This window comes from Arenibacter sp. 6A1, from assembly GCF_012272855.1.
GTDB lineage: Bacteria > Bacteroidota > Bacteroidia > Flavobacteriales > Flavobacteriaceae > Arenibacter.
Genome location: NZ_JAAXCQ010000015.1, coordinates 89,223 through 111,384, shown reverse-complemented (window position 1 = coordinate 111,384; position 22,162 = coordinate 89,223). Strand labels below are relative to the sequence as shown.

The 22,162-nt window shown below is 38.0% G+C and carries 18 protein-coding genes and 1 riboswitch; of the genes, 6 read left to right on the top strand and 12 right to left on the bottom strand.

What is annotated here, in order from left to right:
- Positions 1–160: 160 nt before the first annotated feature.
- The 5 genes from HCG49_RS13910 to HCG49_RS13890 all read right to left on the bottom strand — a co-directional run bounded on the left by HCG49_RS13910 (position 161) and on the right by HCG49_RS13890 (position 5,021).
- Positions 161–1,591 (bottom strand): TlpA family protein disulfide reductase, encoded by a 1,431-nt coding sequence (locus tag HCG49_RS13910; protein WP_168470139.1) that lies wholly within the window; start codon positions 1,589–1,591, stop codon positions 161–163.
- A gap of 81 nt (positions 1,592–1,672) precedes the next feature.
- Complete coding sequence (locus HCG49_RS13905) at positions 1,673–1,894, bottom strand: hypothetical protein (RefSeq protein WP_168470138.1); 222 nt, start codon at positions 1,892–1,894, stop codon at positions 1,673–1,675.
- Between the two features lie 30 nt (positions 1,895–1,924).
- Complete coding sequence (locus HCG49_RS13900) at positions 1,925–2,143, bottom strand: hypothetical protein (protein WP_168470137.1); 219 nt, start codon at positions 2,141–2,143, stop codon at positions 1,925–1,927.
- A gap of 158 nt (positions 2,144–2,301) precedes the next feature.
- Positions 2,302–2,955, bottom strand: a complete 654-nt coding sequence (locus HCG49_RS13895; RefSeq protein ID WP_168470136.1) for a DsbA family protein — start codon at positions 2,953–2,955, stop codon at positions 2,302–2,304.
- 1,442 nt (positions 2,956–4,397) lie between these two features.
- Positions 4,398–5,021, bottom strand: a complete 624-nt coding sequence (locus HCG49_RS13890; RefSeq protein WP_168470135.1) for a recombinase family protein — start codon at positions 5,019–5,021, stop codon at positions 4,398–4,400.
- A gap of 154 nt (positions 5,022–5,175) precedes the next feature.
- On the opposite strand from HCG49_RS13890, the gene HCG49_RS13885 reads away from it, so the two are divergent.
- Positions 5,176–8,187 carry a Tn3 family transposase gene (locus tag HCG49_RS13885; protein WP_168470134.1) on the top strand — a complete coding sequence of 1,004 codons (3,012 nt, stop codon included), beginning with the start codon at positions 5,176–5,178 and terminating at the stop codon, positions 8,185–8,187.
- Between the two features lie 517 nt (positions 8,188–8,704).
- On the opposite strand, the gene HCG49_RS13880 is transcribed toward HCG49_RS13885, so the two are convergent.
- Entirely contained in the window at positions 8,705–10,048 is a 1,344-nt protein-coding gene (locus tag HCG49_RS13880; RefSeq protein ID WP_168470133.1) for a DEAD/DEAH box helicase, read from the bottom strand.
- 339 nt (positions 10,049–10,387) lie between these two features.
- A riboswitch (SAM-I-IV-variant riboswitch) is annotated at positions 10,388–10,484 on the top strand.
- 50 nt (positions 10,485–10,534) lie between these two features.
- On the opposite strand from HCG49_RS13880, the gene HCG49_RS13875 reads away from it, so the two are divergent.
- Positions 10,535–11,854 (top strand): Na+/H+ antiporter NhaC family protein, encoded by a 1,320-nt coding sequence (locus HCG49_RS13875; RefSeq protein ID WP_168470132.1) that lies wholly within the window; start codon positions 10,535–10,537, stop codon positions 11,852–11,854.
- Positions 11,855–11,988: 134 nt separating this feature from the next.
- Here HCG49_RS13875 and HCG49_RS13870 read toward each other — a convergent pair whose 3' ends face one another.
- Positions 11,989–12,234 (bottom strand): hypothetical protein, encoded by a 246-nt coding sequence (locus HCG49_RS13870; protein ID WP_205764406.1) that lies wholly within the window; start codon positions 12,232–12,234, stop codon positions 11,989–11,991.
- Positions 12,235–12,662: 428 nt separating this feature from the next.
- On the opposite strand from HCG49_RS13870, the gene HCG49_RS13865 reads away from it, so the two are divergent.
- Positions 12,663–12,878, top strand: a complete 216-nt coding sequence (locus HCG49_RS13865) for a type II toxin-antitoxin system ParD family antitoxin (RefSeq protein WP_168470131.1) — start codon at positions 12,663–12,665, stop codon at positions 12,876–12,878.
- A 172-nt stretch (positions 12,879–13,050) separates the two neighbouring features.
- Here HCG49_RS13865 and HCG49_RS13860 read toward each other — a convergent pair whose 3' ends face one another.
- Positions 13,051–15,180 carry a M3 family metallopeptidase gene (locus tag HCG49_RS13860; protein ID WP_410488997.1) on the bottom strand — a complete coding sequence of 710 codons (2,130 nt, stop codon included), beginning with the start codon at positions 15,178–15,180 and terminating at the stop codon, positions 13,051–13,053.
- Positions 15,181–15,378: 198 nt separating this feature from the next.
- Between HCG49_RS13860 and HCG49_RS13855 the strand changes: the two genes are divergently transcribed.
- Positions 15,379–16,689 carry an MFS transporter gene (locus HCG49_RS13855; RefSeq protein ID WP_168470130.1) on the top strand — a complete coding sequence of 437 codons (1,311 nt, stop codon included), beginning with the start codon at positions 15,379–15,381 and terminating at the stop codon, positions 16,687–16,689.
- A 64-nt stretch (positions 16,690–16,753) separates the two neighbouring features.
- On the opposite strand, the gene HCG49_RS13850 is transcribed toward HCG49_RS13855, so the two are convergent.
- Together HCG49_RS13850 and HCG49_RS13845 are read right to left on the bottom strand one after the other, a co-directional pair.
- Positions 16,754–17,425 (bottom strand): flavodoxin reductase, encoded by a 672-nt coding sequence (locus HCG49_RS13850; RefSeq protein ID WP_168470129.1) that lies wholly within the window; start codon positions 17,423–17,425, stop codon positions 16,754–16,756.
- A gap of 548 nt (positions 17,426–17,973) precedes the next feature.
- Positions 17,974–18,165, bottom strand: coding sequence for a DUF6557 family protein (locus HCG49_RS13845; RefSeq protein ID WP_168470128.1), 192 nt, complete (start codon positions 18,163–18,165; stop codon positions 17,974–17,976).
- 12 nt (positions 18,166–18,177) lie between these two features.
- Here HCG49_RS13845 and HCG49_RS13840 point away from each other — a divergent pair, with 12 nt between their 5' ends.
- A complete protein-coding gene (locus HCG49_RS13840) occupies positions 18,178–18,654 on the top strand; it encodes a hypothetical protein (RefSeq protein ID WP_168470127.1) in 477 nt (158 codons plus the stop codon).
- A 110-nt stretch (positions 18,655–18,764) separates the two neighbouring features.
- On the opposite strand, the gene HCG49_RS13835 is transcribed toward HCG49_RS13840, so the two are convergent.
- Positions 18,765–19,247: an Hsp20/alpha crystallin family protein gene (locus HCG49_RS13835; protein WP_168470126.1), complete on the bottom strand. Its 483-nt coding sequence runs from the start codon at positions 19,245–19,247 to the stop codon at positions 18,765–18,767.
- Positions 19,248–19,808: 561 nt separating this feature from the next.
- Between HCG49_RS13835 and HCG49_RS13830 the strand changes: the two genes are divergently transcribed.
- Complete coding sequence (locus HCG49_RS13830; protein ID WP_168470125.1) at positions 19,809–20,471, top strand: hypothetical protein; 663 nt, start codon at positions 19,809–19,811, stop codon at positions 20,469–20,471.
- 124 nt (positions 20,472–20,595) lie between these two features.
- Here HCG49_RS13830 and HCG49_RS13825 read toward each other — a convergent pair whose 3' ends face one another.
- Entirely contained in the window at positions 20,596–22,131 is a 1,536-nt protein-coding gene (locus HCG49_RS13825) for a YifB family Mg chelatase-like AAA ATPase (RefSeq protein WP_168470124.1), read from the bottom strand.
- Positions 22,132–22,162: the final 31 nt, after the last annotated feature.

The window sequence follows — 22,162 nt, the reverse complement described above, 5'->3', positions numbered from 1 at the left end:
AATTACAGCTTTTTAAACAGTTTTCCTATTTTAAATCACCTCAAAACACTAGCAAAATCAATACTTCAACAGTTATTCAACTCTTTTTTCAGGGGATGGCTAAATTATTTTTAAATTATATAAAACAGAAAATAGTTTCCGATACTATTTCAGTTATAATCTATTTGGCAAGCACTTGATTGGAACTTAATATTTCGTCTATCTCATTTAATGAAGATGACCCACCCCGAAATATGACTTTATTGTTCTCATCTAATAAAACTAATGTAGGGTAGCTTTGAATGCGCATTCCCATTACTATACTGCCATTCCTATTACTTCGGTCCACAAAAGCATGATGCCAATCCATTTTATTCTTTTTTACATACTCCTTAACTTCATTAACGTCCGTATCCAAAGCAATACTTAGAAAATTTAGGTTTTCCGAATATTTATTATGAATGCGCTTAAGCTCTGGGGTCAATTCTTTGCATGGAGCACACCAAGTACCCCAGAAATCCAATAACGTGAACTTTTTATCTTTCCCAAGTATATTATATAACTTCACATTTTTCTGGTCTAATAATTTAATTTCATAGTCGGCTACCGTAGTCCCGATCCTATGTCCAAAAAATGAGTCAGGCACGTCTGGTAATTTTTTAAGATACAAGGTGTTTAAGCCCGTTGAAACACCGTCTAATTTGTATAAACCATCAGGGAATTCTATAGTGTCTGTTGCCCTGAAAGTGAAGTTGCGTTGAAACTCTAAATCATCTTTTTCATAAACTATTGTGTCTGGTTTTATCACAATACTCAAATCATTGTTGTAGATGCCTTGGAGCCCAACCGTATAGGTTACATTGTTAATACTAAACCTCCCTTTTCTATAATCCTTTAAATGGAGCATTAAAGTATATTCGTTTGTTAAGTTGTCCAACGTTCCATTTTGAACCAAGTAAGCATGGGGATGGTTTACATGTGGGTATAATTGTATTTTTCTATCAATATCGAAATGTTTATTATTCAGGTAAATACGATAGTTGAAATTCACTATTGGTACATCGATAAGATCTGGAAAGCCCTCATGGGAATATCTGAAATCCTTATTAAACTCGATAGGTACATCATCGCTAAAGTCACCATTGCTGTTGGCATCTATTAGCACCACTTGTTTATCACCAATAAAACCTGAAATTGCATTGATTCCATAATATACACTTGGCTTTTCCAAGGCCAATGTATCAGCTAACAGGTACTCGCTTCTTTCAAGAAATTCTCCTAGGGATAGGTAACCGCTTTTATAAAGTTCGAAAGAATGTCCACCCCATTGCAATGTGCGGGAAACTACTTGAAAACTATCCAATTTAGGAATTCCTGGAATATTAGCTTTGGTATTGTTGTATAGTTTAGGATACCTTGTCGATAACGAATATACCGGGAAGTCACTATAATTTAAGCTTTCAAATTGAATCTCTTCATCTAAAGTAGAATTAAGATTGATTTCTATATCCCCTTCCTTGTTAAAACTATAATCATTTTGAGGTTTGTTTTTACAGCCTAAAAATAGCCCAAAAACGAGTATAATTATAACAATTTGATTTTTTAAACTCATAATAATTAGAATGTGATTTCATTAAAAATGTCCAGAGCAAGTTGGAATTTATTGAATTTCCTTACCTTGGACATTTATTTATTATATGTTCTTAGTCACGCATCTAGCAACAGGTGAATTTATATCCCTGCATGCAGCCACATCAAGGCACATACATTCTTGATTGGTTAAGCAATCTGAATCACTTGAGCACGAATCGGCACAATTCCCAACATAACCACCGCCCATAATCGCCTTTAAACTTCCTCTTTGAAGGACATTATTCTTATCCAATTTAAGTATTTTTAAATCTAATTTTTTCATAATATTATATTTTTCAAGTTTCAATGTATTTTAAGAAAAACTAAGAACGCATCTTTTAGTTATACAACCGTCAGGAAATTTTATGTTAACACAAATTTCATCGGTTTGTGGATAACCGCAATCTGCATTGGAGGAACATTCAGGATGACAACTACCATTTCCGTACCCACCTACAATGGTCTTTAATTGCTCCCTAAGGAGCAGGTCGTTTGTTTTTAAATTCAATTTCTTTAAATTCAGTTTTTTCATAATTTCATAGTTTTAAGATGTATATTTTCCATGGACGATTAAGGACACCCAAGGTTTGTGTCCGTGCTTCGTTAAAGTATTTTAGTTCATCACTAATTTCTCTTATCTACCCATTTTTATTCTCAAATTAGTACTTCATTCAAATCTTCCACACTGTATTACCTTGGAAGTTCATACCCGTTTATGAATATCGTGGGTGTATGGGTAATATTTTCATCATCGCACCATTGTCGCATGGCTGCTATTTTTTTATTTTGTTGCTCCAGTTCGCCATTCTTGGGGTACTTATGGGCAAAAACTTTATAATTCTTATTTTCGACCCGGTACCATTCATCCAATATCAATTGCGTTCTTTTTTTATCTCCCATCTCATCTATGGCTAAAAAATGACGTACTGGTCTTGCCATAAGATCTTTGTTATCTGCTCTTGCAGTGAATAGTATCTGTAAATTAATCTTGCCTTTGTTCAAGAGTTCCTCCAAAATAGGATGCGCTTTTGCACAGGGATCACAATAAGGGTTACAAATTTTGAGAACATTATATTTAGCGTTCTTAGTTTTAAAGGATATACCTAAACCCTCGGTCTTTGAAGTTATTTTTCGGGTCTTGGTCAATAGCCCTTCTAACACAGTAGGGTTATACTTGATTTTTTTAAGATGCCTTCTATATAGGTTCGCTTCCTTTTTTGCTTCTATTAGTGGTTTTGTCAATTTCCATATCAGTACTGGAAGTAGCGACAAGGATAAAAGAATTGGCAATGTTCCCCATATAATGGGTATTTCATAAAACCATCCATAAAATGCCGTTAACATTTCAAGCACTAATACGGCCTGGACAACTATTCATGGCAGTGGCAGTTTATATAGCTTTTCTATATTCACTTTTACTGCAAGGCTCTCAATACCATATTTTTCTAGAGTATCAGAAATACATAATAAGCTCGGGTGCTCCGGGTGGGATAGGATGCAGTCCTCGATAAAATCTTCAGTGATTTTAACCATGAGATGTCCATGAAGTGCCTTTACGGAAATCGTACAATTACCCATTGTATTTTGAAGATTTTTGCAATTACCTATTAAATATATACATTATTGTAGGAGTAAACAAGTTAAGTTCGTAAAAAACGTATACAGAAGTAAGAATTCACCTCCTAGAATGTGGGCTTCAAGGAATCTGGGGGTAGTGACAAGTTCCAGGCCCTACTAAACAAGTGATTGAAGAAGTAAATCGCAATAACATCGTGGATTCAGGCACTGCCAAAAGAATATGACCACTCCAATAGAAGGTGGTTTATAAGGAGAAATAAATGTCAGTTCGTGTTAATATGTCAAACGTTCAATGAATTTTGGAATCTGTTCCCTATAGAACAGTGCGTGGCCTAAAACACATAATCATAATCTATGAAAAATAAATAAACGTATTTTTTAATTGGGCCAACTACTCGTGGTGGAGTATCCAATAAGAAACCAAGATTATCTCGATATGGCCTAATGGAGATGAGCAACCGTTTCTTACTGAAGAAAGGATATAACACGTTTTTTTCAGTGCCTAAATTATTTATTACACTATTACCAATAGTGTAACAGATTTTCCCGAAATTGGGTCTATTCCAAAAACAGGACAAAATTTCCGATATAAACCGGTTATATATTGATTTTCAATATTTTAAACTGTTATCTTTAAGTCAAATACTTTTTGAATATCGAACGGTAATTTTCGTCCCTTAATCTCAAAATTATACTCGCCAAGCATATAAATATGCACGGAGAGTACGATTTCGCCTTATCCAATAAAAAATTATCGTTTGATTTGGACAGAATTATGAAGTTAAGAATTAAATCACAATCAACTGTATTTCAGTTGCATACATCTTATGAGTTGATGATCTAAGTGCTCTGACTCATTTAATATATAAGCATATCAATCCTTACGGGAAAATCGAGATTGATATGGAGAAAAGGATCTCTTTTGATTTGAATTACTTCTAGTTGGCGGTTGGTGACAGCTACCCTTCCACTGGGCCATTAATAACAGGTTCAAAAAACCATTTGCTCAAAAAAGATTCCTTTATGGATAAATCTAATGTTAGTTTTTTTCGCATAGATTTTGTTTTGATTTTCGTGCGGTGTGTACCAAGCGATTTAGAATCACACCTGTTAAATAACTCTAGATAATTTGGAACTCTCGCAAAATCCGGAGATTATTTTCAAAAGGTATGATTCAAGATGCAACGTGCTGTCGATATATATTTTGGTTACTCATTAATCCCCAATTTTATGCGCTTGTTGACCTTAGATATTGTATGTCTAGAGCAACCCAAAAGGTTCTGGATGTAATTGTAGCTCTTACTGTCCCTTAGTAGTCCTTCGATCTTGTTCTGTAATTCGATGTTCTCAGGACGACCTTTATATTTTCCTTGTTGCTTGGCTTTTTGAACCCCTTGTGCCTGTCTGCGCCTCCTGTCCTCGTAATCTTTACGGGCAACCGCAGCTAGCATATCGAGCAACATGGAATTGATTGCCGACAACATCCTTTCGGTAAACTCGTCCGAACTGTCGATAAGCCTATGGCTTGTTGGAAGGTCCAATGAGACAATTTTGATACCCTTGTCCGATATGAGCGATTTCAAGGAATCCCAATCCTTAGCGTTTAATCTACTTATCCTGTCAATCTGTTCTACAAGCAATACATCTCCTGGCTCCGTAATTTCCAACAACCTAAATAGTTCAGGGCGGTTTAATTTGCTACCAGTCTCGTTCTCCATAAACCAGAAAGAGACCTTGATGCCCTTTTCATCGGCAAAGTCAGTAAGTTCGTTCTTTGCCCTTTCCGCATCTTGATGTTTGGTCGATGCCCTCAAATATCCATATATCCTCATAAGTGCACTATAAATGGTTTTGTAATGATAGTGCAATATACATTGTTTTTAAATATTATTGCACCAGCAAATTGATGGTAGCAAAAAGGTATACCCAAAATGCACTCTTTTAAATGATAAGACTTTATTGAAAAAATAACTTAACCATCACCCAATGTCCAATGAAATTTTAACTCAAGAGCAGAAGAAAAATTATGGGAAATTCCCAGAGGTTCTAAACGAAAATCAGATTTCCAAATATTTTACATTGGACAATTTAGATTTAGAATTTATTTCCAAACGAAGAGGTAATGCCAATAAGTTTGGAGTAGCACTACAATTAACCTGTGTTCGGTTTTTAGGAACATTCCTAAACGAGCTTTCTGAAGTTCCAACTGCTATAAAAGAATTTGTTGCAGAACAAGTATCAATGGAAAACATAACAATTTTAAAATCATATGGGAAAAGGGAGACTACCAAACGGGAACACAGAGCATTAATTAAAAAACAATATAACTATCGCGAGTATACCAAAGGCTATTTGTCATTTAGATTGACCAGGCTAATTTATCTTAGGGCATGGATTAGTGATGAAAGACCCAATCTTTTGTTTGATTTGGCAACATCTTGGTTAGTGAAAAACAAAATTTTACTTCCTGGGGCTACAACCCTTACTCGGCTGATAGGGGAAATTCGTCAAAGAGCATTCGAAACCTTATGGGAAAAACTGGCAGACCTTCCTTCTTTATCCCAAAAATCAAGACTAAATGATTTATTGGAAATTTCCGAACCAATGCAAACATCTTGGTTTGATTATTATCGAAAAGGTCCTGTAAGAATAAGTAGCACATCTTTTATAAAAGCGTTGAAACGTTATCAAGGTCTACGTTCCTTTGGAATTGGGGAATTGGATTTTCAAGGAATACCGCCGATAAAAATCAGACAACTTGCAAATCATGCATCTATTACATCTGCTTATAGAATCAGTAGAATGCCAGAGCAAAGGCGTTTAGCAGTTCTTGTAGCCTTTGTGAAAGTATATGAAGTTATGGCATTGGACGACGCATTGGATGTTCTAGAGCTGTTGGCAACTAATATTGTCAATGATGCAAAACGAATAGGCAAAAAGAAAAGACTACGTACTTTAAAGGATTTGGATAGGTCTGCGGTTATTTTGGCCAAAGTAAGCAAGCTTATATTGGACGAAAAAATATCGAATTCGAAACTGAGAAAATCGATATTCAAGATTGCATCTAAAGATTTGATTGCAAATTCGATGGACACGGTTAACGAGCTGGCACGTCCAGAAAACAGCGATTATTTAGAGGAGATGATAGCACAATATGGGAAAATTAAAAAGATACTTCCTAGATTATTCGAGGATATTGAGTTCGAAGCTGCACCTTCTGGTGAAAATCTACTTGATATATTCTTTTTTCTTGCAAGTCTTCAATATGATAAAAACAAATTTCTTGATAACCCTCCAACGGATATCATCACACCTTTATGGAAAAGATTAATTACCGACGAGGAAGGTAATATATCGAAAAAAGGGTATACCATATGTTTTTTAAATCATTTTTTAGATGCTCTCAAACGCAGGGACATCTATATCAAAAATGGAGATCGTTGGGGTGACCCAAGAATGAAATTACTAAAGGAAAATTACTGGAGAAACAATAAAAGTCAAATATGCGCTTCTCTGGGACATATTGAAAACGGAAAGGAGTCTGTAGATAAACTAGTAAAAGAACTTGACACTACTTATAAAAAAGTAGCTTCTAATTTTCAAGACAACGATTCAGTCTGTTTAGATATTTCAGGAAACCAGCCTTCGTTGACAATTAGGAAACTTGATGGACTTGTCGAGCCCGATAGTTTAAAATCTTTAAAAGAATCTATCCGGAGCTTATTACCAAAAGTTGATCTTACAGAACTCCTATTGGAAATTCAGGGTCATACTAATTTTATTGACTCCTTCAGTCATGTGAGTGAGTCCGGTTCCAGAAGTAAAGATCTAACAGTTAGTATATGTGCTGTACTCATTGCCGAGGCATGTAATATAGGAATAGAGCCTTTGGTTAAAGATACTATTCCTGCTTTGACCCGACATCGTTTAAATTGGGTGAAACAAAATTACTTTAGGGAAGAAACGTTGACCATGGCAAATGCAAATCTCGTTGATTACCAGTCCACACTTTCATTGGTCAATAAATGGGGAAGTGGTATGGTAGCATCCGCTGATGGTATGCGTTTTGTAACGCCTGTTCAAACAATCAATTCCGGGTACAATAGAAAGTATTTCGGTGCTAACCGAGGAATAACCTGGTACAACTTTGTATCAGATCAATTTTCGGGATTTCATGGTATTGCCGTCCCAGGAACTTTGAGGGATTCAATGTTTATTTTGGATGGCTTGTTAGAACAGCAAACAAGTTTGGTTCCTACAGAGATTATGACCGATACTGCAGGTGCAAGCGAAATGGTATTTGGTCTGTTTTGGTTGCTTGGCTATCAATTCTCTCCTAGATTGGCAGATGCCGGAGAAGCTGTATTTTGGAGAATTGATAAAGATTCAGACTATGGGCCTCTCGACGATATTTCAAGAGGTATTGCCAAAGCGGCGCCAATAGAAGATAATTGGAACGATATGTTACGTATGGCAGGTTCATTGAAATTAGGAACGGTCAGGGCTTCTGAACTAATGAAGACCCTGCTCAAAAGTGACAGACCTTCAGGTTTGGCCAAGGCCATAAAAGAAGTTGGTCGTATCAACAAAACCCTTTACCTTTTAAATTATATTGATAGCCAAGAGTATAGGCGCAGAATACTTACCCAACTTAATAGAGGGGAAAGTAGGCATAACGTTGCTAGGGCCATTTGCTATGGGCAACGTGGGGAAATTAGAAAACGGTACAAAGAAGGTCAGGAAAATCAACTTGGAGCTCTTGGACTGGTAACGAACGCTGTCATTTTGTGGAATTCCATCTACATGCAAAAATCAATTGAACATCTAGAAACAAAAGGTGTTACATTAAATGATGAGGATTTGGAAAGATTATCTCCACTTATATTTAAACATGTAAATATGTTGGGACATTATTCTTTTGAAATCGAAGAAAAATTCTTGAAAGGGAAATTACGTAATCTAGGAGCTCTTAATGAAAAGTTAAAAATTATTCCTTAGCGTACGTTTTGGTAGCGTTGTAACCTAAATTTCTCCAAATGTGCTGGTTTAGCACCTGTTGATGTGGTTTACAGAGAGAAAAGTTGGTAAAACTAATTAAAATAATATTATTTAAAACATTGATAACTAGTCTAGTAATTCCCTTAGCGTACGTTTTCGCACCGGTGGGCTTCATACCCCTAATAACACGATGACGGCAAGGTCTTTCATGTTTCGAAAATACTGAAGTTAGTTTTGAAGGGAGATTTTTTTAGACAACATCCTATATATCATGAAGGGCTGCAATAGGATGGGAAGGCTTATACGAGGTAATATTTTGGTAAGCGCATAACCAATAATACCCCTGTGATTTTTTATAACTGGAAATTGAGAGTTGATCTTCTGTATTTAATGTAAAAACCTCTTAGTTTCCTATAATAGGGACACTAAGAGGTTTGATAATACCCTTTGCTTTTTTAAGGAATCGGTCTTCAAAGACACCTCAACAAAAGCTTTCTAAAAAATAGATTAAATCTTCTTAGCTATTTCTTTTTTTCTTTTTAGATTTTTCTAATGGTTGGCTAGCAGCCGTAGTTTCTGCAAGGTGATTTGCCAATATTTTCTCTACCAATTCTTCCTTGGTTAGATGATGGAATATGGTGCTTATTTTTTCCTTGAATTCTTTAGAAACAGTGCGGTTTGGTTTTGTCTTAAATATTTTTTTAGCCCAAACCAGACTATTGTTTTCCTCTATGCTTTGTGCATCCGCCTTTTCAAATTTATGGAAAACGATCCCTAATTCTTTTTCAAAATCGGCTATCTCTTCTACTTCTTCTTGTTGTAAAATTGTCAAAGAAAGTCCTTTGGCTCCTGCCCTTGCCGTACGTCCGCTTCTATGGACATAGGTGTCGTAGGTATCTGGCAAATGATAATTGACCACATAGGAGATTTCTTTAACGTCAATACCACGTGCTGCCAAATCGGTAGCCACAAGTACATCGATATACCCCTCTCTAAATTGTCCCATAACCCTATCTCGTATGCCTTGGGTTAAGCTTCCGTGGATAGCTCCTGAAGAGAATTTATTAATGGCTAAGTTCTTGGCCAGTTTATTCACGGCAGCCTTCGTTTTACAAAAAATAATTCCGCGTTCGCCTTCCTTAGAATTCAAAAAATGCAGTAACACCTCTAATTTTTCAATAGGCTCTACAACCATATATTGATGGTCTATGCCTTGGTGTCCAACAGTATCCATATCAGCCTCGACCTGAACTACATGTTTAGACATATAATTTTGCACCAATTGCTTTATGGCCCCAGGCATAGTAGCGGTAAATAATAGTGTTCTTCTAGACTTAGGAGTTTCTTTGATAATGACATCCAAGTCTTCTTTTAAGGCACTAACCATTTCATCGGCTTCATCTAATACTAAATAAGCGATGTTTTTGATGTTAATGGCCTGTCTTTTTACCAAATCGACTAGTCGCCCTGGGGTTGCCACGACAATTTGTGTTGGGCTTTTTAAACGTTCTATTTGAGGTTTTATAGGGATTCCTCCAAATGCAGAGGCTATGGAAATAGCTGGACTATGAGCGCTAAAAGAAGTTAGGTTCGTATAAATTTGTTGCCCTAGTTCTCTTGTGGGCGCTAGTATTACTGCTTGCACCGCTGTATTTTCTTCGTTGATCAATTGCAATAAAGGCAATCCAAAAGCAGCCGTTTTACCGGTTCCTGTTTTTGCCAAACCAACGACATCTTTGTTCTGATTTAGGATTAAGGGAATAGTCTTTTTTTGGATATCTGTGGGTACAGAGATTTGTAATTCGACTAAACTTTGTAGTAGTTGTTCTTTAATTCCTAAATCGGAAAACTGTTTTGACATAAAATAATTTTTGGCAAAGATATGCCCTTTTACAAGGAATACTGCCAATTGTTTTATAATCCTATGGAATAAGCCGCTAAACCCTTGAAAAGTTGAGTTGCGAATAGAGCGTAGCTGCCATATAAGCACTCCTACCTTAATCTCTGTTTATATGATACATCAGATGCGTTGTTTTATCTCCTAGCTTTTAAATAAAAAGAACCTCAACTATACAGCCCCAATGCTGTATCTATAGGACATTGCAAAGGTCTTTTACACTCCTTAAGGAAAGAAGTAATTTTAAAAAACAATAAGAGTAATTTAAGAAATAGTTTGCTTCAAATTCCCTACTTTTGCGGCCTTAATTATCAAGAATCTCAAAAGAGATAGCAACCTGCATTAACAAGCAAGGTGCTAAATAGATAAGCCAAATATCATTGGAACAAATGTTAAACCATATTCCCAACTATTTGCTGTCATTTCTTTTGAGCTTCCAAAAATATTAAAATGGCATATTCAAAAGACAAAAATTCAAGTTTTACGGCACTGATTCCATTATTTGTATTTGTATTCACCTTTTTAGGTGTCGGCATTTATCAAAACGACTTTTATGCTTTGCCTTCTCCTATAGCGGTATTGGCAGGAATTATTGTTGCCTTTCTACTATTTAAACAATCTGTAAATTCAAAAATAAAAACCCTTTTAAAAGGTTGTGGCGATGATAAGATTCTTACAATGTGCCTTATCTATCTACTTGCCGGAGCCTTTGCTGCGATTACCGAGGCCACCGGAAGTGTCGATGCCATCGTCAACCTTGGATTAGATTATATCGCTATAGAGTATATTTATATTGGCGTTTTCCTAATAGCCTCCTTCTTATCTGTATCTACTGGTACTTCTGTGGGCGCTATTGTAGCCCTCGCTCCTATTGTAGTAGGCTTTGCCGATAAAGGCGGAGTTTCCCTGGCAGTGCTGTGCGGTGCCTTGTTAGGGGGCGCTATGTTTGGCGACAACCTTTCCCTTATTTCAGATACCACTATCGCCTCTACACAATCCTTGGAATGTAAAATGAGCGACAAGTTTAAGCAAAATATTAAAATAGCCATTCCCGCAGCGCTGCTGACCATAGGTGTCTTAATCTTTCAGGGTATGGATATTAATAATACCCCAACAGAAACTGTTACCTATTCGTACTCTATTATTAAAATTATGCCGTATCTATTGGTTATTCTATTATCAGTAGTTGGGATTAATGTATTTGTGGTGCTTCTTTTAGGTATTCTTTCCGCTGTGCTATTAGGTGTATTATATGGTGACTTCACCCTCCTTGAATCGACCAAAATAGCCTATGGTGGATTTACCAATATGACCGAGATTTTCTTATTGTCGTTGCTCTCTGGTGGTTTGGCCGCTTTGGTTGCTTTTAATGGAGGGATCGATTATATCCTGAATAAAATAAAAGCCTTGATCAAGAATAAGACCTCGGCTCAATTTGGAATTGCTGCCTTGGTCGGGGGTGTTAACACTGCTATTGCCAATAACACGGTTTCTATCATTATAGTAGGCGCTATCGCTAAAACCATTAATGACGAGTACCAATTGGACAACAAAAAAACCGCTTCTATTCTCGATATATTTGCTTGTATTTCACAAGGTCTCTTACCCTATGGCGCACAGGTATTAATGATTTTAAGTTTTACCAAAGGAAAGATCGATTACCTGGATTTAATGGCTAATACCTCGTATTTATTCCTTTTATTGTTATGGACTATTTTCTTTATTGGCTATAAACCTCTTAAATCAAGGATTTTCAAACCAGCCTTTTAGCGGTTATACCCTTTGCCTACTAATAAAAGATCATGTTTTATAGGTTTTAATTTAAAACACCGCATTTGCCCTCTATACAATAGTCTGGGCTATACGGTGTTTTCCCTTTTGGCTGGGCTTTAGATGCTGGTCCCCTATAAAGAAGGTGCGTGCTTGCCCTTACTTGGGCCGTTGGGGTGCCTATGGCATGAATTACCCGTAAGCCCCGTTATAGTGCCGGAAGAGGTACCGCAATGCTTACAACTATAGCTAGACTTCTCACTGCCCTCATATAGTTTATGCTTTCCTTTCCCTAATGGATGACGGTGACAGCTATTGGCAGTAAGGGTAGTGATAGTAGCGCTTTTGGTTCCGCAATATTCACAATAATAATTGGCCATAATAATAGTATATAAGTGGATTGATTTAATTTAGTAACATACAACTACCTGTATCTGTTCTTAAACTTAAATAAGAATTTACGACCAAATTCTACCACTTCATAACCGTAGGTGTTTTTAGGATTAATGGTGACTCTAATGCTATGGTGTTTAGCAAAATGAAAAACCCGAAAAACAAACAAAGGTTTTAGTGACAATTCATTGTAAACAAGATGTTTATTCACTTGTGACCTGAGAACCTTTTGGAAAAGAGACCTCTATTACCTTATTCCAAACTGCGAGTTGTTTTATGTACATTTTTTATACGAACCTCAAGAATGAAGTAAAAGCGCCTTGCAATAGGTATTGGGGGCTCTCTGCGATGCGACAGGTGTAGTTTTTGTACATAATTGGTGTATATTTACATCAATTATGTGTAATTCTTAATCATGCCACGACAAAGTATTTCCTTAACAAGGCCAAATGATGATTGGTTAAAAAAAATGGTTGAAAGTGAAGAATATTCTAGTAAGAGTGAAGTAATAAATGACTTGATTCGTCGAGAAAGAGAAAAACAGAAAGAAATCGATTGGCTACGTGCTAAACTTATAAAAGCAACGGAAAGTGGTTTTACAGAATTAACAGCTGCAGAAATTTTAAAATAAGCCAAAGGACAAATCATTTCATCGCCCATGTTATGTAGTATTACTATGGCATAGCTGCTCTTGACCTATCTTATTGCGTCTTAAAGCAAATCAAAACCTATTCCCTTATCTTATTAAAGAAAAAAGGGACCGTAATGGCCCCTTTCATTTTATAGTACGCGACAAAAATTGCTTATTTTAAGCCACGTGCTTTTAGCATCGGCTCAATTTTTGGATCACTACCGCGCCATTCCTTATACATTTCTTCCAGTGGCAGTGTATTTCCACGAGAAAGTACCATGTCTCTTATACGCTGTCCGTTTTCACGGGTAAGTCCACCATTGTTCTCAAACCAATTATAGGCATCGTGGTGCAACATCTCTGTCCACAAATACGAATAATACCCGGCTGCATAACCACTTCCAAATACATGGGAGAAGTAAGTAGATCTATAACGTGGCGGTACTGCCGATACCACATCTAATTTTGTTTTACGAAGAGCTTCTTTTTCAAAAGCATTGGCATCATCAATCTTTTTATCAGCACCAATAGTATGCCATTGCATATCTAAATTAGAAGCCGCCAAATTTTCCGTTAGGCTATACCCCTGGTTAAAGGTGCCAGAATTCTTGATCTTATCGATCAAAGCTTGTGGAATTTGTTCTCCTGTTTTATAATGAAGGGCATAGTTCTTAAGGATCTCCGGATACAAGGCCCAGTTTTCATTGAATTGTGATGGGAATTCGACAAAATCGCGTGCTACCGAAGTCCCGGAAAGCGATGGGTATTGCTGATCTGCAAAGAAACCGTGCAAGGCGTGCCCAAACTCATGGAACATCGTTTCCACCTCATCATAGGTCAATAAAGCTGCTTCTCCTTCTGCTGGTTTCGGGTAGTTACACACGTTGTAGATTACCGGCTTCTTGTCGTATAACTTCGATTGAGTCACAAAATTACTCATCCAAGCCCCACCTCTCTTACTAGGACGTGCAAAGAAATCGGCATAAAACAACCCTAGGGCATCGCCATTTTCTTCGAAAAGCTCATATACCAAAACCTCATCGTGGTAAGTAGGAATATCTGTTCTTTCTTTAAAAGTAAGGCCGTATAATTTTTCAGCAGCATAGAAAACCCCTTTTTCCAAGACCGTTTTCATTTCAAAATAAGGCTTGATCTGGTTTTCGTCTAAATCGTACTTAGCTTTACGTACCATTTCTCCATAGTAATTCCAATCCCATGGTTCCAAAGTAAAGTCGCCTCCTTTTTGCTGAATCATTTTCTGAATTTCCTTAGCTTCTACGGCTGCTTTCGCTGTAGCTGCTGGAATAAGTCCGTTAAATAAATTAAAGACATTCTCTGGTATTTTTGCCATGGTATTTTGCAGGCTCCATGATGCATAGTTATCAAATCCTAATAAGGCAGCTTTTTGCGCGCGTAATTCGGCTATTTCGGCAATAATGGCCTTGGTGTCCTGAGCAGTACCATCGGCCCTGTTCCAGGCTGCATTAAATATTTTTTCTCTCGTAGCCCTATTGTCCAAAGATTGCAACAAAGGCTGTTGCGTAGTGTTCAATAGTGGAATTTTCCAACCTTTAGAGGCTGGGTCTTCCAAGGACTTTAATACCCCTTCTGATAAGCCCGCTAAGTCCTCCTTGTCAGTAAACACAATCGCACCACTGTTATTGGCCTCCAATAGCGTTTTGTTAAAAGTATTGATCAAGGTTGCTAAGCGCGAATTATATGATTTTAAAGTTTCCTTGTCTGCCGCAGATAGATTGGCACCGGCAATTTCGAAATCTTCAAAATACTTCTCCAATAATTTAAGGGACTCTGCATCCAATCCCAAGCTCTCCTTAGTTTCGTGCAAGGTTTTTATACGAGCAAATAATTTTTCATTCAAATAAATAGCATCGCGCTGTTCCGAGAACTTAGGCGCCATTTCTTCCTGTATAGCTTGCAAGGTGTCGTTGGTATGGGCTCCGGTAAGACTGTAAAAAACATTTTCTACCCTGTCTAATAAGGCACCGCTCTTTTCTAAGGCCAATACCGTATTTTCAAAGGTAGGAGCTTCACTAGCATTCACTATTTTAATGATAGCCTGTTGTTGCGCTTCCATTCCTTGTAAAAGGGCTGGTTTAAAATGGCTGTTTTTAATTTGTGTAAAATCGGGAGCACCATAAGGCAAGGTACTTTCGACAAGTAAGGGGTTTTCTGTCATATTCTGTGTCATAGCATCCATATCGGATGCCTTGTTTTTGGATTTGGAATCGTTACAAGCTGTAAACAAAACCGTTAGCATTAACATGGAACAAACGTTTTTCATGAAAGATGTTGTTATTATTGTGACTCGTAAAGATAGGGAAATTGCCCTGATTAAGGAAGTCCATTTGCCCACCCATAATTTTAGCCACAAGCTTTCGTAAAACCTTTATAAAGTAGTAACTTGAGTGGTTTCTTTCTTATACGTTTATTTAAATTACCATGGACAGCAATAAACTACACCTTCCAAAAACCAGCCCGCATGAAATCTAATTCTTGGACAGAAAAATTATACGACTATGTAAACAATGAGGAAGACGCCCGCATCTGTAAGGATATCGAAGAGTCGGCCTGTCAGTATACGCCCAAAAACTATTTTCTGATCCTCTTAAGCAACACCTTTTCTAAGTTAGGCGATACCCTTAGTAATCCAAAAACAGTTTTGGCCTGGGTCATGAGTTATGTAAATGCCCCTGTATACCTCATCAGTTTTATTGTTCCTATCCGCGAATCGGGCTCTATGCTTCCACAAATTATTATTGCCAGTTATATCCGCACCAAGGAGAAACGCAAATGGGTCTATGTCATTGGCGCCCTGCTTCAATTTATATCCATGGTAGCTATTGGGTTGGTTACCCTGCACGCTACCGGCAGTACGGCCGGTTGGCTTATTATAGTATTCCTTATTGCCTTTAGCCTATCTCGTGGCCTCTGTTCGGTTGCTTCTAAGGATGTCCTAGGAAAAACAATCCCTAAAACCCGCAGAGGAAGACTCAAAGGGTATACGGTTTCTGTGTCGGGAGTTTTGGTACTGCTAGCCGGACTCTATATGATGTACCAATCTAGAAATGGTGCAGACATTACCTTTTATAGTTATACCATTTTCTTTGCCAGTGCCATGTGGCTAATTTCCGCTTTGATATATGCGGGTATCAAAGAATTCCCGGGGGCTACTGCTGGGGGCCAAAACGGTTGGAAAGAGGCCATAGAGCGTATGAGCCTAGTAAGAACAGACAGCCAGTTTAGACGATTTATAATTGCTAGATCACTACTGCTGTGTTCGGCACTGACCGCTCCTTTTTATGTGGTTTTAGCACAGCGATATTTAGGCAAGGAAGGCTACCTCCTAGGGCTTTTTATTATTGCCAACGGAATAGCATCTATTATCAGTGCCCCCGTTTGGGGCAGAATGGCCGATAAATCGAGTAAAAATGTAATGGGGTTTGCGGCTATTATCGCCTCCGTGTTAGGGGTATTAATGTTTTGCCTAGTAAGCTTTGCCCCCATTGCCAAAAATGCCTACTGGCTTTATCCGCTGGCTTTCTTTATTCTGGGCATTGCCCATAGTGGGGTTCGCTTGGGCCGTAAAACCTATATCGTAGATATGGCCGGCGGAAACAAACGTACCGACTACGTAGCGGTCAGTAATACCATCATAGGGGGTATTCTCTTGGTTACGGGTGGCATCAGTGCTGCCGCCTCCGTAATCTCTACCGAAGGGGTTATTTTGGTCTTGTCCCTTTTCGGAATTGCCGGAGCGTATACCAGTTATAAACTCCCCAACGTTGAGTAATTTACAGATAACCGCTAGCAACAGTAGAATCAGTAGTAGATCCATTCCGTTATTAGGTAGGTTTTTATTCCGGATCTTCGGTAATCAAATGGTCTTTAGGCACTCCCAAGGCATATAATTCTATGGGCAAGGCATCCATCATAGGAGGTGGACCGCAGAGGTACACATAGCCCGAGTTGTCCAAATGATGTTCCTCTAAAAAGGCGCGATTGATATGACCATGGGGGAAATTGCCATTGTCTTCCTTAGACAGTATATGTACCACCTCATCCCCAAGCCAGGTCCTTAGTTTGTTCCTACAAATAATATCCTTTTCCTTCTGATTGGCAAAAAACAACCTATGTCCGCCTAATTTCCCTTTGCGATGTAGGTCTTTTAGGATTGCTATAAAGGGGGTTACTCCAGCGCCCCCGGCAATAAAAACTCCCGGACCTTTGTATTGTATAGCGCCCCAAGCATCGCCAATAAGAAGATGATCACCAACTTTTAGCTGATGCAATTCCTTGGTAACACCGTCATGGGAGGGGTATACTTTTATGGTAAATTCTAAATCCTCATCCCCAGGGAGACTGGTAAAGGTAAATGGTCTTTTCTTGGCGCGAAAGCCTTCCTTATCTATAGACACTTCCGTCGCCTGTCCCGGACTAAACCCATAGCCCTTGGGTTTTTCGGCTATTAAATGTAGAACATTGTGAGTGACATATTCAATTTTCTTAAGTACTATTCTATGCTCCATAATACAGCTGTTTAAAGACAGTTTATAAATTCGGGGACAATAGTTCTATGCCTTCACTTCCATAGCACGCTTAAAATTTTTAGTTTTTTTCAGAAAGGCATCATGAAAATACGAAATAGCAGACTGATACCCAAGTATTTCCACAAGGCATTTCCAAGAAGCGTCTATTTTATAAATAGAATCCTTAAATCTGGATTAGTGATGAACCGCGTTTAAAAGTAGCGGTTTAATGTAATTAAGGCCAGGCAGGATTATTTTCGTATCGTCCTCAGCATAGGTATTTGGGCGTTCCCGCTTAGGGCGGGCGGGCCCTTGGCTGTATCCCTTGCTCCGCTGCGGGGATGCCGCCGCGGTCCCTAACGCGGCATTTAATTAACAATCAGCACTAAACAGTTATCCATGTAAATTAATATCTACAACTAGTGAACCCTATCTGTTCCTGTTTTCAATTTGCTATGCTTTAGTTTCATTGACTCGTCTTGATCCTCGATCCTTTTCCGGTTTTTAGAGGATACATCAGCTATGTAACTAGTTCAATATTCTTTTCCTTAATCGCTGTCTCCTTCCGCCCACTTTTTTAGAAACGCTTCCACGGAAGCCGTAATCGCATCTCTCTCTTCCTTGGTGATTAACTCACGATCCATGCTACTCTTTTCCATGCTATTGATTCTTTTTGAGATAGCTTCTTCGGAAAACCCCATAAAGGTCATTTCGTAAAGACAATGGACAATGATTTCCAATTCTGAAAAAATTTGAGGAACAACCGACTTACAGATGATTTAATTTACCAATCAATAAGGAAGGGAACAGTATTTTTTGAGGCCATAGAACAGACCCTCAAAGGAAAAGAGATACGAATGCCAAATGGACTATCATTCAAGGACAAGGAAAAGATTGAACGTACTGAATTGAGGATTAAATGGTGGGAAGACCCTTCTCTAATGACTTATAAAACCATCAGTCTTCATCCCACAGACGATCTTCCCGAAGAGTCTATCGATTTATCAGGTTTAAAAGAAAACGATTACTACAAAAATAATGACAAGAGTGTATTCTTTGGCCACTATTGGTTAAAAGCTGATCAACCCTCACTATTCAGGCAAAATATTTGCTGTCTAGATTATAGCGTGGCGAATAATGGGTATTTAGTAGCCTATAGACTGGATGATGAACGGATATTGGATGAGCAGAAGTTTATCTATGTGAAAAAAACACCTAAAACATCCTAATTATTGGAAGTTTAAAAAAGTAAAAACTGCCATCGTGTTTATTGTTACTCGCATCTAATAGACTGTTAAAAAAAGAAAGGACCAAATTGGTCCTTTCACTACTGTTTAGATTAGGAAATATCAATGCTTCTCGGAGGTTTCTGTTTCGCCTCTTCCTTTTTCGGTAGATGAATACTCAGAATACCATCGTTATACTTAGCTTTAATTTTATTTTCCTCTATGGTTTCGGGCAGTTTAAAGCTTCTTTTAAAGGAAGAATAACCAAACTCTCTGCGAGAATAATTTTCTTCGTTGTTTTCATTATCTACCTCCATAGTAGTTGCTATTGATAGTAGCTGATTATCCAAATCTATCTGAAAATCGGATTTCTTTAATCCTGGAGCGGCCATCTCTACAAAATAAGCGTCCGCTGTTTCTTTGATATTAACCTTGGGCAAACTGATGCCAGTATTAAAATTTGAATTTAAAAGCGTTGGGTAATCTCTATTGAAAAAATCATCGAATAAAGAAGACCAAAGCGGAAAGTCTGGCCTTTGATTGGAATTTGTCTTTGCCAAACCTTCATTTTTAGGAACATTTACTAAAGTGCTCATAATTCATAAAATTTTAGTTAAACAATAAATTCATCCTATAAAGAACAAATTTAATACCAATCCTAAAAAACTGTCATTTTTACTGCATAAACTCCTTTTTTAAAAAGAAAAATCCTACTTAAAAATCCTTTTAGCGCTATTAAAATGTCAATTTGGCAAGACATAATGCTTCGCTAGGGTCACGCTCGTACTGTAATGCAACACAACCCCCAACCAACCTTCTCGGCCTACACTTCTGTATTAAATAGTTTGCCTATATCGTATCTATAAAATCAGGTACATTATTTGGATCTCCGATGGTTCTCGTTACTTTCAGGATCCAATCGTAGACCCAAGCGGAGCGATTTAATCGATCTATGGGATTTTTAAAAATGTAAACACCTCTCAATTACTTATAAACGTATTTTCCTACTTTATATTAAGTTTACACCTAAAAAAGTTGCTATATTTGGAATTTCAAAACAAAAAATTCATGCGCGATTATTATAAAATATTGGCTGTAGAGCCATCTCAGTCTTTTAATTTCCCGGTTTAAATCGTGCAATTCAATATTAGAACATAATGACACTAGAAAAAACTGCAATACTATATGAGGAATCTGTTCTCCCTGGTTTTAGTGAATTTAGATATTTGACGAGAGCAGGAGTAGATAAAGCTTCCATGGAGGATTTTGATTATGTTTCTGAATCTCGTGCTAGTTTTAATGGATTTGCCCGTAGATTACGTGTTGCAAAGTCCATAGAATCAATCACATTTAATGATTTTGGGGAAGGCACTTCAAAAGGATATGAAGCTCTAAACAGACATTTTTTAATGTTTAGTGCTTTTGAGCGCTATGTGACCGATTGTGAGGGAATTGAAAAAGGCATGTACCATTTAGCATTACAAAAAGTGCCGGCTTCCATGTTTGAGCAAATAAAAGATGCTTTTGATATTGTTGACACCAATGACGCTGTGTTTAATTTTTTATTACAAAACTGCAATTCTTTTGCCCAACGTAGAAGTCTAAAAGAATTTAGAAAAGGAGAAGGTGCTAGAAAAGGATTGTATGTAAGTGCCATGCTAAGAAATTGTTTTGCACATGGTATCTTAACGGCCCATCCAAAAGGTGCTCCAACAGGTGCCATAGAAATGTTGTGTAATTTTATGTCCGATTTTTTATATAACGCACTTTGTTATGATTTTAATCAAAGACTACAAGAGGTAAGACAAAATATGACTTAAAAAAGCGCTTTAAAAAGGATGCTATCCCTTTAAGGGTGTAAGTTTAAAATAACAGGGGTTGGACTTTTATCTAAAGTCTGACCCTTTTTCATAGATCGTCAATACCTCATTTATGATGATTCCTCTACCCTAACCAACCTTCTCGATCTAAGCTTCTGTATTGAATAGCCTCCCCAATATGGTTGCCGTTGACTTCGGTTACATTTTCCAGATCGGCGATGGTTCTCGCTACTTTCAAAATCCTGTCGTAAGCGCGAGCAGAGAGATTTAATCGATCCATGGCATTTTTGAGCAATTCTTTGGAGGAATCGTCCATTTGGCAGTGCTTTCGAATTTGCTTAGTATTCATCTGTGCGTTGTAGTGTACATTCTCGGACTCTAAAAAGCGCTGGGTCTGCAATGCCCGGGCAGCCGTTACCCGTTTGCGAATATCCACACTGCTTTCTCCTTTTCTATCTTCCGATAACTTTTCGAAGGGCACTGGGGTTACTTCTATATGAATATCGATCCTATCTAATAAGGGACCCGATATTTTTCCTAAATAGCGTTGCATTTCTGCCGGGGAGGATGTCACAGGGGCATCGGGATCGTTAAAATACCCGCCGGGACTAGGATTCATACTGGCCACCAGCATAAAACTACTGGGATAGGTAACCGTAAAACGGGCTCTAGAAATTGTAACCTCCCTATCTTCTAAGGGTTGTCGCATTACTTCCAATACTCCCCGTTTAAATTCTGGTAATTCATCTAAAAACAATACTCCGTTATGGGATAGGGAAATTTCCCCAGGCTGTGGATAGGCTCCACCTCCGACCAAGGCTACATCGCTAATAGTGTGGTGTGGACTTCTGAAGGGTCTTTGGTTCATAAGCCCCATATTCTTTATTTTTCCCACCACGCTGTGGATTTTAGTGGTTTCTAAAGCTTCATTGAGGGTCATGGGCGGTAAAATAGATGGCAGGCGTTTCGCTAGCATGGTCTTTCCAGCTCCTGGAGGGCCTATCAGAATAATATTATGGCCACCTGCCGCCGCTATCTCCATACAGCGCTTGATGCTTTCCTGCCCCTTCACATCTGAAAAATCGAATTCGGGAAAATCCAAATTCTTATAAAATTCGGCCTGGGTATCTATCACGGTCTCTTCTAAGGGCGTACCGCTATCAAAAAATTCAATGACCTCTCCAATATTCTCCACCCCATACACCTTTAACCCATCGACAATAGCAGCTTCCTTGGCGTTTTCCATGGGTAAGATAAACCCTAAAAACCCTTCTTCCTTCGCTTTTATAGCGATCGGCAAGGCTCCCTTTATAGGCTGAATACTCCCATCCAAGGACATTTCCCCCATAATAACATAGCGCTCCAGATTCTCGGATTTTATTTGCCCAGAGGCAGTAAGAATTCCCAAGGCCAGGGTAAGGTCATAGGCCGATCCTTCTTTTCGCAGATCGGCTGGCGCCATGTTGATAGTGATTTTCTTGCCAGGAACCTTATAGCCGTTATTTTTTAAGCCGGCCGCAATACGATAGTTGCTCTCTTTGATGGCATTGTCTGGCAAGCCTACCAAATGATAGCCAACACCTTTGTCTATATTAACCTCCACTGTAATGGTCGTTGCTTCCACTCCGAATACAGCACTTCCGAATACTTTTGTAAGCATTTACATCTCTTTTAACTAAAAGTAATTAAAT

Bases quoted from the DNA above. Each gene is read 5' to 3' on its own strand.
- HCG49_RS13885 (WP_168470134.1), top strand. From the start codon at position 5,176: ATGTCCAATGAAATTTTAACTCAAGAGCAGAAGAAAAATTATGGGAAA.
- HCG49_RS13880 (WP_168470133.1), bottom strand. From the start codon at position 10,048: ATGTCAAAACAGTTTTCCGATTTAGGAATTAAAGAACAACTACTACAA.
- HCG49_RS13905 (WP_168470138.1), bottom strand. From the start codon at position 1,894: ATGAAAAAATTAGATTTAAAAATACTTAAATTGGATAAGAATAATGTC.
- HCG49_RS13850 (WP_168470129.1), bottom strand. From the start codon at position 17,425: ATGGAGCATAGAATAGTACTTAAGAAAATTGAATATGTCACTCACAAT.
- HCG49_RS13860 (WP_410488997.1), bottom strand. From the start codon at position 15,180: ATGAAAAACGTTTGTTCCATGTTAATGCTAACGGTTTTGTTTACAGCT.
- HCG49_RS13910 (WP_168470139.1), bottom strand. From the start codon at position 1,591: ATGAGTTTAAAAAATCAAATTGTTATAATTATACTCGTTTTTGGGCTA.
- HCG49_RS13855 (WP_168470130.1), top strand. From the start codon at position 15,379: ATGAAATCTAATTCTTGGACAGAAAAATTATACGACTATGTAAACAAT.
- HCG49_RS13825 (WP_168470124.1), bottom strand. From the start codon at position 22,131: ATGCTTACAAAAGTATTCGGAAGTGCTGTATTCGGAGTGGAAGCAACG.
- HCG49_RS13835 (WP_168470126.1), bottom strand. From the start codon at position 19,247: ATGAGCACTTTAGTAAATGTTCCTAAAAATGAAGGTTTGGCAAAGACA.
- HCG49_RS13895 (WP_168470136.1), bottom strand. From the start codon at position 2,955: ATGTTAACGGCATTTTATGGATGGTTTTATGAAATACCCATTATATGG.
- HCG49_RS13865 (WP_168470131.1), top strand. From the start codon at position 12,663: ATGCCACGACAAAGTATTTCCTTAACAAGGCCAAATGATGATTGGTTA.
- HCG49_RS13875 (WP_168470132.1), top strand. From the start codon at position 10,535: ATGGCATATTCAAAAGACAAAAATTCAAGTTTTACGGCACTGATTCCA.
- HCG49_RS13870 (WP_205764406.1), bottom strand. From the start codon at position 12,234: ATGGCCAATTATTATTGTGAATATTGCGGAACCAAAAGCGCTACTATC.
- HCG49_RS13900 (WP_168470137.1), bottom strand. From the start codon at position 2,143: ATGAAAAAACTGAATTTAAAGAAATTGAATTTAAAAACAAACGACCTG.
- HCG49_RS13890 (WP_168470135.1), bottom strand. From the start codon at position 5,021: ATGAGGATATATGGATATTTGAGGGCATCGACCAAACATCAAGATGCG.
- HCG49_RS13830 (WP_168470125.1), top strand. From the start codon at position 19,809: ATGACACTAGAAAAAACTGCAATACTATATGAGGAATCTGTTCTCCCT.